The organism is sulfur-oxidizing endosymbiont of Gigantopelta aegis, assembly GCF_016097415.1.
Taxonomy (GTDB): Bacteria; Pseudomonadota; Gammaproteobacteria; order GRL18; family GRL18; genus GRL18.
Genome location: NZ_JAEHGE010000001.1, coordinates 222,139 through 236,109, shown reverse-complemented (window position 1 = coordinate 236,109; position 13,971 = coordinate 222,139). Strand labels below are relative to the sequence as shown.

The window sequence follows — 13,971 nt, the reverse complement described above, 5'->3', positions numbered from 1 at the left end:
AAAGGGGAGGCTCTATGTTATTTTATCATTGGCTTCTGAGTTTTTATTTTATCTCTATCTTCAATGGCCTGTGTATAGAGGCTGAGATAATGCTCGGCACTTTCTTGCCAGGAAAAGTGTTGCTTCATGGCATTGCTGGTGAGTTTGCGCCAAATGGTTTTGCTTTGATATAAAAGTGATGTGAGTTTGATTGCATCTAATACCGTCGAGCCTTTGTCTTCATGAAAAACAATACCAGTGGCCGTTTTATTATTCAGGTTTTCATTGGATGCATGAATCACTGTATCAGCCAAACCACCGGTTTCTCTTACAATAGGAATGGTACCATAGCGCAAACTATACAATTGATTTAAGCCGCAGGGTTCAAAACGTGAAGACATTAGAAAAGCATCTGCACCGGCTTCGATTTGGTGAGATAATGCTTCATCATAGCCTAATTGGATTTGAATTTTTTCGGGATATTTTTTCGCCCATTGAGTGAGTTGTTTCTCTAATTCCTCATCTCCTGAGCCAAGGATCACTAACTGCACGGGCAACTCTAAAATATCCTCCATGTCTTTGATGATCAGATCAACGCCTTTTTGATAAACCAGTCGCGCCACCATGCCTAATAGCAAAACATTTTTATTGACGGGTAAATGAAAATGTTTTTGTAGAGACAGTTTATTCGCCTGCTTATCAGCAATGTTTTTAAGGGAATAATTTTTTTCAATCATTGGATCGGTTTCAGGATCCCATTCCTGCATGTCGATGCCATTTAAGATACCAGAAAGTCGATCTTTTCGGTGGGCTAATAAACCCGCTAAGCCATAGCCAAATTCTTCGGTTTGAATTTCTTTGGCATAAGAGGGGCTAACGGTATTGATACGATCAGAAAAAATTAGCCCGCCTTTAATAAAAGAAAAGTTCTCGTAAAACTCTAACTCATGATGATTCCATAACTGCGGATCAAGTTCTAATTGATCAAAACGCTTGCGAGAATAAACCCCCATGTGTGACATATTATGAATAGTAAAAACACTGGCAGGTCGTTTAGCGACTGTTTCTTGAGCTAATAACACGGCTGCTAAACCTGCCTGCCAGTCATTGCCATGTATTATATCAGCCTGCCAATTGAGCTCAGTACGTCCCATGGCGATTTCAACAGCGATATAATTTAATAGCGCAAAGCGAAAATCATTATCCGGCCATTCTTGATTGTCTTCATCGGAATAGGGTGTGCCAGAGCGATTATATAATTCGGATTCAAGCATCCAGACTTTGACTTTGCTATCCGGTAAAGTGGTTTCGATTATGGCAACACTATTTTGTTGATTTTTTTCTTTGGAACGATGTTGCTGATAAGACAAGCCTAAATGACCGGGAAAACCCCGTTCAGGTAAATCAATTTTAGCAACATACTGAATCGAGTCTGCTTTTTGAATAGCAAAGGGATAGGCGGGCATTAAAATTCTAATGTCCTGATCCAAATCTTTTAATGCCTTGGGTAGGCTATTGGAGACATCGCCCAAGCCGCCGGTTTTGGCAAAGGGATAAACTTCGCTACTGATAAATAATATTTTATAGTTAGATTTCATTGCTTAATCTATTATTGTTTCAATCAATCATTTTTATAATAAGACCTGCCAAAGGCGGTAAAGTGATACTGATAGAATGATCTTTATCCATCCAAGGTATTGCTTCACTGACAATGGGGTTATTATTGCCTATATTTGTACCATTATAGTAACTGGAGTCAGAATTTAAAAGCTCTTCATAATGACCGCCAAAAGGTACGCCAATCCGGTAGTTTTCTCGGACAACGGGGGTGAAATTTAACACAATGATGACCGAATCAGTGGGTCCATTGCGTTGATAAATAAGAATTGATTGGTCAGAATCGTGACAATCGACCCAGTCAAAGCCTTGAGCATCAAAGTCATAGTAGTGTAATGCCGGAATTTCACTGTATAAATGATTCAGTTGAGCCACCAAATCTTTCACCCCTCGATGTGAGTCGGCTTCCAACTCATGCCATTCAAGTGCCTGATCAAAATTCCACTCTGCACGTTGGCCAAATTCACTGCCCATAAAGAGTAATTTCTTACCCGGATAAGTAAACATAAAAGTATAAAGCAGGCGTAAGTTAGCAAATTGTTGCCAATCATCACCGGGCATTTTACCTAGCATTGAGCCTTTGCCATGTACGACTTCATCATGAGAAAAAGGTAGCAGGAAGTTTTCAGAAAAACTATACAGCAAGCCAAAAGTGAGTTTGTCATGATGGTAATGACGATGGATCGGATCCAGTTGCATATAATTTAAAATATCATGCATCCAGCCCATATTCCATTTCATGGTAAAGCCTAAGCCTCCTAACCAAGCAGGGCGCGTAACTTGAGGCCAAGATGTTGATTCTTCGGCGATGACGAGGGTACCGGGATACTCAACATGGGTCAGATGGTTAAGCTCTTTGAGAAAATCAATGGCTTCGAGATTTTCATTGCCGCCATGTTTATTGGCCAGCCATTGACCCTCTTCACGAGAATAATCGAGATACAGCATGGATGCTACCGCGTCCACGCGGAGTCCATCAATATGGAACTTATCTAGCCAAAATAGGGCGCTAGCAAGTAAAAAGTTTTTAACTTCATTGCGGCCTAAATTATAAATTAAAGTCCCCCAGTCCTGATGTTCTCCGAGTCGAGGATCTTCGTGTTCATATAAGGCACTGCCATCAAATTGCGCCAGACCATGGGGATCTTTAGGGAAGTGAGCAGGCACCCAGTCAACAAGTACGCCAAGATGATGCTGGTGACAATAATCAACAAAGTACTTAAAATCGTCAATACTGCCAAAGCGACTGGTGGGGGCAAAATAGCCCGTTGCCTGATAACCCCAGGAAGCATCCAGCGGATGCTCGGTAATCGGTAATAGCTCAATATGAGTAAAACCGAGCGGCTTTATGTAGTCAACAATACGATGTGCCAAGTCACGGTAGTTAAGAAATTCATTTTGTGAGCCTCGCTGCCAAGAACCCAAGTGCAGTTCATAAACGGACAAGGGGCTGTGTTGCCAGTTATCTTTTTCTCGCTGGCTTAACCATTGTGCATCCTGCCATTGATAATCATCGGTTGCTGAGGTGATGGAGGCCGTTGCAGGACGATATTCATATTGTTGTGAATAGGGATCAATTTTTTCTAAGACTTCACCACTATGGCGATTAAGAATTTCATATTTATATAAATATGCATTTTTAACCCCGGGAATAAATAACTCCCAAACACCTCTATCACCACGTACCCGCATGGGGTGAGCACGTCCATCCCATTGATTAAAGTCTGCAATGACACTGACTCGCTCGGCATTCGGCGCCCAAGTAGCGAAGAACATGCCTTCAATGCCATCGATGGTTCTGGGGTGTGAGCCTAGCACGTTATAACATTGTAATAACTTGCCCTCGCTGAAAAGATGTAGGTCAAAGTCACTGATTTGAGGGGCGAAAGTATAGGGGTAATAGCCCTGATGTTGATAGCCGCTTTTATCCAGCCACTTTAATTCTAAGTGTTTGTCCAGTAAACTGAGATCACCCTGCCATTGGAAAAAATCACTTTCAGGCACTCGACTAAGTTCTGCATCAGGCTTGCTAGGTAGCACGAGCTGTACGTTTTCAGCCGCGGGTAGAAAGACGCGAATGAGTTGGTTTTCTTGATCAAAGCCTAGAACTGAAAAGGGATCATGGTGTTTGGCTTCTATGATGCGGGATAAATCATGTTGTAGTGACGATTGTTCCCTTTCCTTGTCTTTTTTCCTTTTTCTTTGCATGATCTATTCCTAACTAAGATAGTGATTCATTATACTGTCATTTGAAAGAATTATAATAGTTTAAATTTATATTGCTGAAGCATCACATCTATTTATTGATTCCGATCAATAAATAGATGTGATTAACAGTATGTCGTATTGCTTTTATGCTAAATTGAACCTATCTATTAAAGTGTAGAAGTGGATCGAGCACCTAGTATTTTATCCTGACACTTTTTATTTCAACACTTTTGTTCCTATTTTCAACGCAAGCACTCAAGGAGAGCTCAGTGTCCACTGAAAACACCCATCGCTTTGTTAGTCGTATTACCCGTGAAACCTTGGCCATTATCCTGGCTGGCGGGCAGGGTTCACGTTTAAAAGAACTGACTGCCTGGCGAGCCAAGCCCAGTGTGCCCTTTGGCGGTAAATTCCGCATTATTGATTTCCCGCTATCAAATTGTGTTAACTCCGGTATCCGTCGTATTGCTGTTGCCACCCAGTATAAATCTCATTCACTGATCCGCCATATTCAGCAAGGCTGGGGGCATTTTCGTGGTGAGTTTGGCGAATTTGTGGAACTCATGCCGGCACAGCAACGTATCAAAGACAATTGGTATTTAGGGACTGCGGATGCAATTTATCAAAATCTTGATATTTTGCGCGTACATAATCCTGAATACATACTGGTTCTGGCCGGTGATCATATTTATAAAATGGACTATGGTGCCATGCTCGCCAAGCACGTTGAAAACCAGGCGGATTTAACCGTGGGATGTTTTGAAGTACCAGTGGAGGAAGCTAAAGCCTTTGGTGTGATGGCTGTTGATGAGAATAACCGCGTTATTGAGTTTGCTGAAAAACCAGAAAACCCCCAGCATTCACCGGGCAACCCAGATTGTGCTTTGGCTTCTATGGGCATTTACATTTTTAATAAAGACTTTTTATTCGAGCAACTCATCCGTGATGCGGATGATCCTAATTCCTCTCGTGATTTTGGTAAGGATATAATTCCGCATGTGGTAGATAAATACCGTGCTTTTGCCTACTCTTTTAATTACAAAGAAGAGCAGAGTCAAACTTATTGGCGTGATGTGGGAACACTGGATGCTTTCTGGAAGGCGAATCAGGAGTTAATTGGTGTGTCACCAGAATTGAATCTTTATGATGACATCTGGCCTATCTGGACCTATCAAGAGCAATTACCACCGGCAAAATTTGTCTTCGATGACGATGAACGCAGAGGTATGGCCGTTGATTCCATGGTATCCGGTGGTTGTATTATCTCTGGTGCTAAAGTATCGCATTCACTGCTGTTTTCCAATGTACGGGTGAATTCCTATTCGCTGATAGAAGATTCGGTGATTTTGCCGGAAGTGGTGATAGGACAAAATTGCATTATTAAAAATGCGGTGATTGACAAGGGCACGCAGATCCCTGCGGGTACAAAAATTGGCGTTGATCGCGCTGAGGATAAAAAGAATTTCCGGGTGTCAGAAGGTGGTATCGTCCTAGTGACCTCAGATATGATTGGGCCGAAAAAACATACCGTGAGATGATGTCATAGCTAAAAAAGTCTAAAAGGGACCTTGATGAGTACTGTAAATGAAGACCTTACTGAAGAAAAAAGTGAAGAGAAAAGTGACGACAAATTAAAAGTTGTCATCTGCTGGCACATGCACCAGCCAGAATATCGGGATCTAAGAAAGAACGAATACCAATTGCCCTGGACCTATCTACACGTCATTAAAGACTATGTGGATATGGTGGATCATCTGGAAAATATTCCCGGTGCCCGCGCTGTCGTTAACTTTACCCCCACCTTATTAGAACAAATTGAAGACTATAAAGAACAAATCAAAGACTTCTTACGTCATAACACCCCGCTGCGCGATCCCTTATTGGCCAGTTTGACCAGTGAAAAATTACCTTCCAGCCCGCAATTCAGGTTGCAACTGATTAATGACTGCTTGCGTGCTAATCGTGAGCGTCTGATTGATCGTTTTCCGGCTTATCAAAAACTGGCTAATATGTCGCAATGGTTCATTGATAATCCCGATACCGTTTTTTATCTGCATGAACAATATCTCTTTGATATGCTGACCTGGCATCATCTGGCCTGGATTGGCGAAACGGTTAAGCGCAATGACCCACGCATAAAACGCCTACTGTACAAAGAAAGTGACTATACCTTAAATGATCGTTATTTATTGTTGGAAGTCATTGGTGATATTCATAATAATATTATTGACCGCTATCGTAGGCTGGCGCAGACAGGACAGATTGAACTATCAGTCACCCCTTATGCCCACCCGATTATGCCCTTAATGCTGGACATAAACTCTGCCAGAGAGGCTATGCCAGATGTGCCATTACCGGAAAAAACCACTTATCCGGGTGGCAAAGAGCGGGTGCATTGGCATATTAAACAGGGTCTGGATATTTTTAAAAATCACTTTGGTTTTAAGCCCGTGGGCTGTTGGCCGTCAGAAGGGGCGGTGAGTGATGAAACCCTGAAAATCTTAGCAGAATATGGCTTTCAATGGGTTGCAACCGGCGGTAGCGTACTCAACAATAGCCTCAGTCGTGCGGATATGTTGGACGATGTATATAATCATGTGGGTGTGCACCGAGCTTATACTATAGACGCTGCTGCAGCAGACACACAAGATGCTTCACAGACCGAAAACAGCCCCATTCAATGCTTTTTCCGTGATGATGGCCTGTCGGACTTAATTGGCTTTACCTATTCTAAATGGCATGCCGATGACGCAGTAGGTAATCTGGTTGAGCATCTGGAAACGATAGTAAACTACCGTGACGATCAACGCGGTCGAGTGGTGTCAATTATTTTGGATGGTGAGAATGCCTGGGAGCATTACCCGGAAAATGGCTACTATTTCCTAACAGCGCTGTATCAGCGTTTGGCTGAACACCCTGATATGGAATTAAGCACGTTTGCTGATTGCGTTACTAGCGATGTAACACCCACCAAATTGCCTTCTTTAGTGGCTGGAAGCTGGGTTTATGGCTCATTTTCCACTTGGATTGGTGATCGGGCAAAAAACCGTGGTTGGGATATGTTGATTCAGGCCAAAGAATGTTTTGATAGTGTCGTGGCCAGAAGAGAACTTGATCCGGGCGAACTGGCTAGAGCAGAACAGCAATTGGCCGTTTGCGAAGGCTCTGACTGGTTCTGGTGGTTTGGCGATTACAATCCTGCCGATTCTGTGAGTAGTTTTGAATCCCTATTTCGCTTGAATTTATCCATATTATATCAATATCTGGGAGTTTTACCGCCCAGCTATCTCACTCAAGTCTTTACCCAGGGCAGTGGTTCACCTGCGGGCGGTGGTACCATGCGCCCGGGAAAAGAATGAGATCTGGAAAAACTAAATGAATTGTCAATATAATCAGTCAGCACCGCTGGACACCCGTCGCTCAGGTGTTTTATTGCATTTGACCTCTTTGCCCGGGCCTTATGGGCAGGGCGTTATTGGTGAAGATGCCTACCGTTTTGTCGATTTTCTCAAAGCGACGGGTTTTACCGTCTGGCAAACCCTGCCGCTTGGGCCGACTCATGGTGATGGCTCACCTTATCAATCTTTATCAGTTCATGCGGGCAATCCACATTTTATTGACCTGCAATGGTTGGTTGAACGGGGTTGGCTGGCTGAATATGATTTGCACCATTGTTTTACCGATGCCCCTTATACTTCAAAGTATGGCCGTTCAAAATGTATCTCTATCGCCTTTAATCATTTTCATAAGCAATTGGAGTCTGAGACTGATAAAAGTGAAGAGTCCCAGCACTTTTATCGCTTTATTCAGGAACAAGCTTTTTGGTTGGATGACTTTGCCCTTTATTGTGCATTAAAAAATGAGCAGCAGCAAAAAAGCTGGGTTGATTGGCCGGACACACTGAAAAACAGAGAAGCAGAAGCCTTAAATGAGGCGAGAATTCGCCTGAAAGCGCAAGTTTTATCCTATCAATTTGAGCAATTTTTATTTTTTAGCCAGTGGGCATCACTAAAAAATTATGCCAATGAGCAGGGCATTTATTTATTTGGTGACTTACCGATCTTTGTCGCACATGATAGTGCTGATGTCTGGGCGCAACGACAATTTTTTAAGCTCAATGAGCAGGGACATTCTGATGTTGTGGCGGGCGTGCCTCCCGATTATTTCTCTGCCACCGGCCAGCGTTGGGGGAACCCTCATTATCACTGGGAAAATATAGAAAAGACCAATTTTAGCTGGTGGCAAGCACGTATTCAGACCCAAAAGAGCCTATTTGATTTGGTACGCATCGATCATTTTCGTGGTTTTGAAGCCAGCTGGGAAATTCCCGCAGAAGAAGAGACAGCCATTAATGGTCGTTGGGTGAAATCCCCCGGTGAAAAATTACTCACAGCTCTCTATCAGGCCTATCCCGATTTGGCCTTGGTGGCAGAAGACCTGGGTATTATTACCGATGAAGTCAACGAACTGCGTGAAAAATTTAACTTACCGGGTATGAAAATATTACAATTCGCCTTTTCCGGTGAAAGCAGTAATCCCTACCTGCCCCATAATCATCAGCTCAATAGTGTGGTCTATACCGGCACGCATGATAATGACACTACACAAGCCTGGTTAAATACGCTGAATGACGATGAAAAACATTATCTCCAGCAATATTTTAATTTCCCGTATGAACAACTCAACCAAGTGCTCATGAACACAGCAATGGCATCGGTGGCTAAGCTGGCGATTATCCCCATGCAGGATTTAATGGGCTTGGCAGAAGGAGAGCGCATGAATACGCCGGGCACCACCGAAGGAAACTGGCAATGGCAATTTAGCTGGGCACAACTGGATGAGGAAACAAAAAACCTGGGCAGACAAATGAATACGCTTTATGGACGACTGGTTTCGTAGACACGAACTGTTTACCCGTAGGGTGGGCACGCTTTTTGTGGCCACGCTGGGTAGACTTACAATAGTACAATCATGCTTCCGCGTGGGCAGATGAAGCCATGCCCACCCTACAAATTAAAAGTTTTCAGTAGAAGTAAACAAACCGACTCGAAGGTCTTTCATGGTATAAATTTCTTTATCATCCACCAACATACTGGCATCCGCAATGCCCATGACCAGACGGCGGGTAATGACTCGCTTTAGATCCAATTTATAAGTCACTTTTTTCGCTGTAGGTAACACTTGTCCAGTGAACTTTACTTCACCAACCCCTAAGGCGCGGCCACGACCGGGACTACCTAGCCAGCCCAGATAAAAGCCAACCAGTTGCCAAACAGCATCCAGTCCAAGGCAACCCGGCATCACCGGATCACCCTTAAAATGGCAATCGAAAAACCACAAATCAGGATTGATATCCAGTTCTGCAATAATACCGCCCTTACCATGAGCGCCACCATCTTCATTGATATCGACGATACGATCAATCATCAGCATATTGGGTAATGGTAATTGCGCATTGCCGGGGCCAAACATCTCACCACGACCACATTGCAATAACTCTTCTCTATTGAATGAGTTTTGTCTGTTCATAAAAACCTTTTACTTTTTATAAAGCGTTGTTCTAAATTTAATTTCGGGCATTTTAACAGATTTTCATTCTTATGGCATCTGCAAAAAAATTTTACCTATACCCTAAAGTTTCAATTTATCTGGCCGCCAATGGCTTAGAGGAGTCTCATTTTTTGTTGAGAGAAGATTTTGTCAATATTTGAGAGCATTTGTGAATACGAATAAACGCTAATGAACATTAATAGTGCCGTCAATTCAAGCATCAGCCCCCAAGTCTATTCTGCTCGACAGATAGAAGGGCTTCGTGTTGCCGCAGCGCCTCAAGATACAGCGACTTTCTCAGCTCAAGCACGCCAGATCGCATTTGCTGATAAGCAAAATACAAGCACTACACAAACAGAGGCTACACAAACAGAAGCAACAAAAACAGCGCAAACAAAAACACAGCAGCCGAAAATACTCGGTGCAAAAGGTGATTCTGAGGTCAGTGAAGCACCAGCAAAGCAGACGGGCATTGCCGGTAAAAATAGCACTGATAAAAATAGCACTGATGAAAAAGAACCCACCGATAAGACCAAACCAGCCGAGCAATTTTCATCTGAACTAAGCGAATCAGAGCGTTTAGAAGTTGAAAAGTTACGTAGCCGAGACACCGAAGTCAAAGCGCATGAGCAGGCACATCTTTCTGCTGCCGGTGATTTAGCCCAAGGCGGTGCTAGTTTTGACTATGAAACTGGCCCCGATAACAAACGCTATGCGGTGGGTGGTGAGGTGAGCATTGATACTTCTGCCGTTGCAGGCGATCCCCAAGCAACCCTGAACAAAGCACAACGTATTCGTCGTGCGGCTTCAGCACCTGCCGATCCATCGTCACAAGATCGCTCCGTTGCTGCCCAGGCCTCTCGAATGGAAGTGCAGGCTCGAGTCGATATTTCTCAACAAGTGCGTGATACTCAGGCTCAATATATCGATGCAAACACCCCTGAAAGTGATTTTCTAAGTCCACAACAAGATCAAAATGATAAAAACATTCAAAATACCTACAAACGCATTCAAAATGCCAGCGTCTTAGAACAAAAGAGCTTCATCGACTTCTTTATTTAGCTAAAGGCTTTTTATTTACGCTAAAGGCTTCCCATTGCCGCTAAAGGCTTTCCATCGCTGCTAAAGGCTTTCGTAGGATGCTGCTGAGGTACGAAGCGCATCACAATACCCGCCATGAACACTACAAATAATACGCACTGCGTGTCATTACCTGAGAAGAAAGCTTCATCGCCGCCCTCACTGCCGCAGGCAAGCTCGCCCCACCAGCATCTTCGGCAATCACTGCATGATGCAGCTCATCTTCTTTCATTTGCTCTAAAATCGCTCTACTTTTAAGATCTTCTGCTGACATCTGCTGCAAATGACTATCCAAATGACGCACCACCTGATGCTCCGTTTCAGAAACAAAGCCCAGACTCCACTTATCACCAGCACGACCAGCAATAGCCCCAATGGTGAGTGAGCCTAAATACCAAAGCGGGCTTAATAAACTAACATGTGTGCCAAGCTCCTGACAGCGAGTGGCACACCAGTCGAGGTGATCATTTTCTTCCTGTGCCGAACGCTCCATTTGTTCACGAATATGCGGTAGCTTCGCGGTTAATGCCTGCCCCTGATAAAGTCCCTGAGCCGACACTTCTCCAGCATGATTAATGCGCATCAAACGTCCGGAAAGCTTCTTATCAGCCTCACTGAGATCGCTCTCAGGCTGTGCCTCAGCAGGATTTTTCCTTTCAGTTGTCTGCGGTGCGCCTAACAAAGTACGCACGCCGGTATCAATATTAAACAGCAAATGATCCAGTGCAGAATATTGACGTTGATGAGTAGACATATTGATTCCTATGTAATTAACTGCCGTGCTAATAATTGTATCGGATGAATGACCTCAACATGACGGCCAATTTTTTCTTCATGTGTTTTCAACCCCTGCTTAAAATGCAAACTACAAGCAATGTTTGAAGACACAATTAACTCATAACTTTGAGCTATCACCGCAGTTATTTTATCATCCAGCAAGCGATTAGCAACATCGGGATATTGGATCATATAACTACCGGCCGCGCCACAGCAAAATTGATCATCAATTTTTATTAATTCAATATTAGGTATCTGTGCCAGCAAATCAAATAACAAATCATCTCCCTTGAGCACATTTTTCAAACTGCAAGACACATGAACCCCGACCTGTTGTGAACCCGATCCAATAGGTAGTGGCGCGAACTGTAGCCCACTGCTTTTGATTGCCGGAGCTAAAAAAGTAATAATATCATTCACTTGATGAGTAAAATCCACATCAGCATAGTCTTTAAGCTGTGCCGTGCAGCTATTGGTGATAGAAATCAGTGCCTGACTGGTTTTCAATAGCGGCTTAAATTGTTGCCGGTTCTGTTCTGTCAATTGTGCCATCGCTTGTTGATCACCCTGACGAGCGCTGATGCCACCACAGCAGTGTTGTTTAGTCGGTACGATGACATCAAATTGACAGGCATTTAATAATACAATGGCATCAAGCAATGTTTGTTGCCCAAACAAGTCACTACTACAGCCTTTAAACAAAACTACCTGTGCTTGAGGTGCATTGGCAGGATAAAAATCCCGTAGTTTAGATGGCTGAAGGGCAATCTCATCACTATAAGTACTGCCAGTAGTCAATGATTCAAGCGGTGCTATGAACTTTGCTGAAAATTTAACTAAAGAATGTAGAGCCGGTGTCACCAATACTTTCTCAACTAATCGCTGCTTATCAAAGGACTTCAATAAAGATTTTTTCTGTGCAAATTGCTCGGCGACTAATGCCCGACCCAGGGTATTGATAAGGCCATATTGCACTTGAGAAGGGCACATTTTTTCACAGGCACGGCAACTCAGACAGTGATCCAATGAAGTTAGCAAACCTTCACGACTCTCATCTGAGACTTCAAAACGCGCTTCAGCCAACGCTTTATAAAGTGTAATCCGACCCCGTGGTGACTCATTCTCAGTTCTAAATATCTGATAAGTAGGACAATGAGGAATACATAAGCCACAGAGAACACACTGGTTGGTAAGCTGAGAAATTGTTTGTTGAATAGTCAAAAATAATCCACTAGCACTAATATTTCTTTAAGAGAGATTCTGCTATTATACCACTCAAAGCAAATAAATTCGGAGAACACCTGCCAAAATGTCCTATTATTCCAAGCACCTGTTTATGTGTACCAATGACCGTGAAGACGGCAGTAATTGCTGTCAGCGCTCCAATGCTCGCGAAATGCGTAAATATATGAAAAATAAATGCAAAGATTTAGGTATCCATAATGCCGGACAGGTACGAATTAATAGCGGAGGTTGCATGGGACGCTGTGGTCAGGGCCCGGTGTTAGTGATCTACCCCGAAGGGATCTGGTATACCTTTAAAAATGAAGCCGATCTCGATGAAATTATCGCGCAGCACTTAGTCAATGGCAACGTCGTCAAGCGTCTGCAATTGCCGAGCTAAGCGACAAGATGTTATACAAAAACATCTTCCAAATGCTGAGCCACTAAAATATTATCAGCCCATAATAATAAACTGTCAGTATCTGCCTGTTGTATCTTTTGTTGAATCGTGGCGGGTACCTTACCAAATTTACGCTCAATCTGGCGGAGCAATAACATTGCCTCACCTTGTTGCATTCCTTGCTGCATGCCTTGTTGCATACCTTGTTCTATACCTTCATCACGAAGCAATTGTGCATGTCCCATTGATTGTTCTCCTTCAGAATTTTCTGCTAAATAACGATCTTGATAAAGTTTCTGTTCTTCAGTAGTGAGTTCAATATATTGGTCAATAAAATCAATATATTTCATTTGTTGATTAATGGATGGCTCAATAGTCATCAAGCCTTTGATTGCCTGTGCGTAAATAGACACTTTCTGAGACTCATTATAGCACATTAAGGGGAGATTTAATCGCGCAACAAGGTTGTTACTTTCAAGGTATTGGTTGGCATCCAAGGTACTCAGATCACAGGCAATAAAATGAAAATTTAAGAAAATATGATGCTCACTACCAAGTTTTAAAGATTGCGGGTAAATCCCTCCCTTAAGAAAAATAACGACAGGCACTATATAGCTTGTTTTATAGAGCTCACTTATATCCAAACAATAGTGAGCCAGACGACGAATAGAAAAACGGGCCGTTAGACTTTCTTCTTCCAGTAAAAAGATCAATGCCTTTTTATCACTGTTTGGCCATTCAAGCATAATGGGTGTATCAAGCTCTCTATAGCGAGCACCCAATTTTTCCTTTAGTTGTTCCTGGCGCAAAGGGGTAGCCTTGATAGACTCATTACTCGGTAGCTTTTCCTGAGGGGCAAAAAATTGAATGGCCTGAATGGGATAATCTAAAATGAGATTTTTGAAATTTTGATCATGGCTATGTGTCATATCACCTCCGTATGATAAGAACAATAGTTTACCCAAATGAATAACGAACAGCAATCAATAATTAAAAGAAATACATTCAGTTGAGGTATTAATAACAATGCATTCCTTATGGAAACGATGTATTCATAAAAAAAGAGACTGATTTTTTAAAGAGACTTGACAAAATAATAGTATATCAGTATATCAGTATATTGTTATTTAACTGAT

11 protein-coding genes are annotated in these 13,971 nt (G+C 42.8%); 5 read left to right on the top strand and 6 right to left on the bottom strand.

The features are described 5' to 3' along the window. Positions 1–17: 17 nt before the first annotated feature. Both glgA and glgB read right to left on the bottom strand, forming a co-directional pair. On the bottom strand, positions 18–1,577 hold the full coding sequence (gene glgA / locus JEU79_RS01285) for a glycogen synthase GlgA (RefSeq protein WP_198262640.1): 1,560 nt from the start codon (positions 1,575–1,577) through the stop codon (positions 18–20). Between the two features lie 19 nt (positions 1,578–1,596). Then, complete coding sequence (gene glgB, locus JEU79_RS01280) at positions 1,597–3,804, bottom strand: 1,4-alpha-glucan branching protein GlgB (protein ID WP_198262639.1); 2,208 nt, start codon at positions 3,802–3,804, stop codon at positions 1,597–1,599. 269 nt (positions 3,805–4,073) lie between these two features. Between glgB and glgC the strand changes: the two genes are divergently transcribed. The 3 genes from glgC to malQ are packed head-to-tail and all read left to right on the top strand — an operon-like array spanning position 4,074 to position 8,703. Continuing rightward, a complete protein-coding gene (gene glgC, locus JEU79_RS01275) occupies positions 4,074–5,342 on the top strand; it encodes a glucose-1-phosphate adenylyltransferase (RefSeq protein WP_198262638.1) in 1,269 nt (422 codons plus the stop codon). Positions 5,343–5,375: 33 nt separating this feature from the next. Beyond that, positions 5,376–7,163 carry a glycoside hydrolase family 57 protein gene (locus tag JEU79_RS01270; protein ID WP_246539886.1) on the top strand — a complete coding sequence of 596 codons (1,788 nt, stop codon included), beginning with the start codon at positions 5,376–5,378 and terminating at the stop codon, positions 7,161–7,163. Positions 7,164–7,179: 16 nt separating this feature from the next. Next, positions 7,180–8,703 (top strand): 4-alpha-glucanotransferase, encoded by a 1,524-nt coding sequence (gene malQ, locus JEU79_RS01265; protein ID WP_198262637.1) that lies wholly within the window; start codon positions 7,180–7,182, stop codon positions 8,701–8,703. A gap of 114 nt (positions 8,704–8,817) precedes the next feature. Here the strand turns inward: malQ and fabA are convergent, their stop codons facing one another. After that, on the bottom strand, positions 8,818–9,333 hold the full coding sequence (gene fabA, locus JEU79_RS01260) for a 3-hydroxyacyl-[acyl-carrier-protein] dehydratase FabA (protein WP_198262636.1): 516 nt from the start codon (positions 9,331–9,333) through the stop codon (positions 8,818–8,820). A 210-nt stretch (positions 9,334–9,543) separates the two neighbouring features. On the opposite strand from fabA, the gene JEU79_RS01255 reads away from it, so the two are divergent. After that, positions 9,544–10,416 carry a putative metalloprotease CJM1_0395 family protein gene (locus JEU79_RS01255; protein ID WP_198262635.1) on the top strand — a complete coding sequence of 291 codons (873 nt, stop codon included), beginning with the start codon at positions 9,544–9,546 and terminating at the stop codon, positions 10,414–10,416. Between the two features lie 121 nt (positions 10,417–10,537). Here JEU79_RS01255 and coq7 read toward each other — a convergent pair whose 3' ends face one another. Further along, positions 10,538–11,188 (bottom strand): 2-polyprenyl-3-methyl-6-methoxy-1,4-benzoquinone monooxygenase, encoded by a 651-nt coding sequence (gene coq7, locus JEU79_RS01250; protein WP_198262634.1) that lies wholly within the window; start codon positions 11,186–11,188, stop codon positions 10,538–10,540. An 8-nt stretch (positions 11,189–11,196) separates the two neighbouring features. After that, complete coding sequence (locus tag JEU79_RS01245) at positions 11,197–12,432, bottom strand: (Fe-S)-binding protein (protein WP_198262633.1); 1,236 nt, start codon at positions 12,430–12,432, stop codon at positions 11,197–11,199. Between the two features lie 88 nt (positions 12,433–12,520). Here JEU79_RS01245 and JEU79_RS01240 point away from each other — a divergent pair, with 88 nt between their 5' ends. Continuing rightward, positions 12,521–12,835: a (2Fe-2S) ferredoxin domain-containing protein gene (locus JEU79_RS01240; RefSeq protein ID WP_198262632.1), complete on the top strand. Its 315-nt coding sequence runs from the start codon at positions 12,521–12,523 to the stop codon at positions 12,833–12,835. Between the two features lie 11 nt (positions 12,836–12,846). Here JEU79_RS01240 and JEU79_RS01235 read toward each other — a convergent pair whose 3' ends face one another. Continuing rightward, positions 12,847–13,764, bottom strand: a complete 918-nt coding sequence (locus tag JEU79_RS01235) for a DUF4351 domain-containing protein (protein ID WP_198262631.1) — start codon at positions 13,762–13,764, stop codon at positions 12,847–12,849. Positions 13,765–13,971 lie beyond the last annotated feature (207 nt).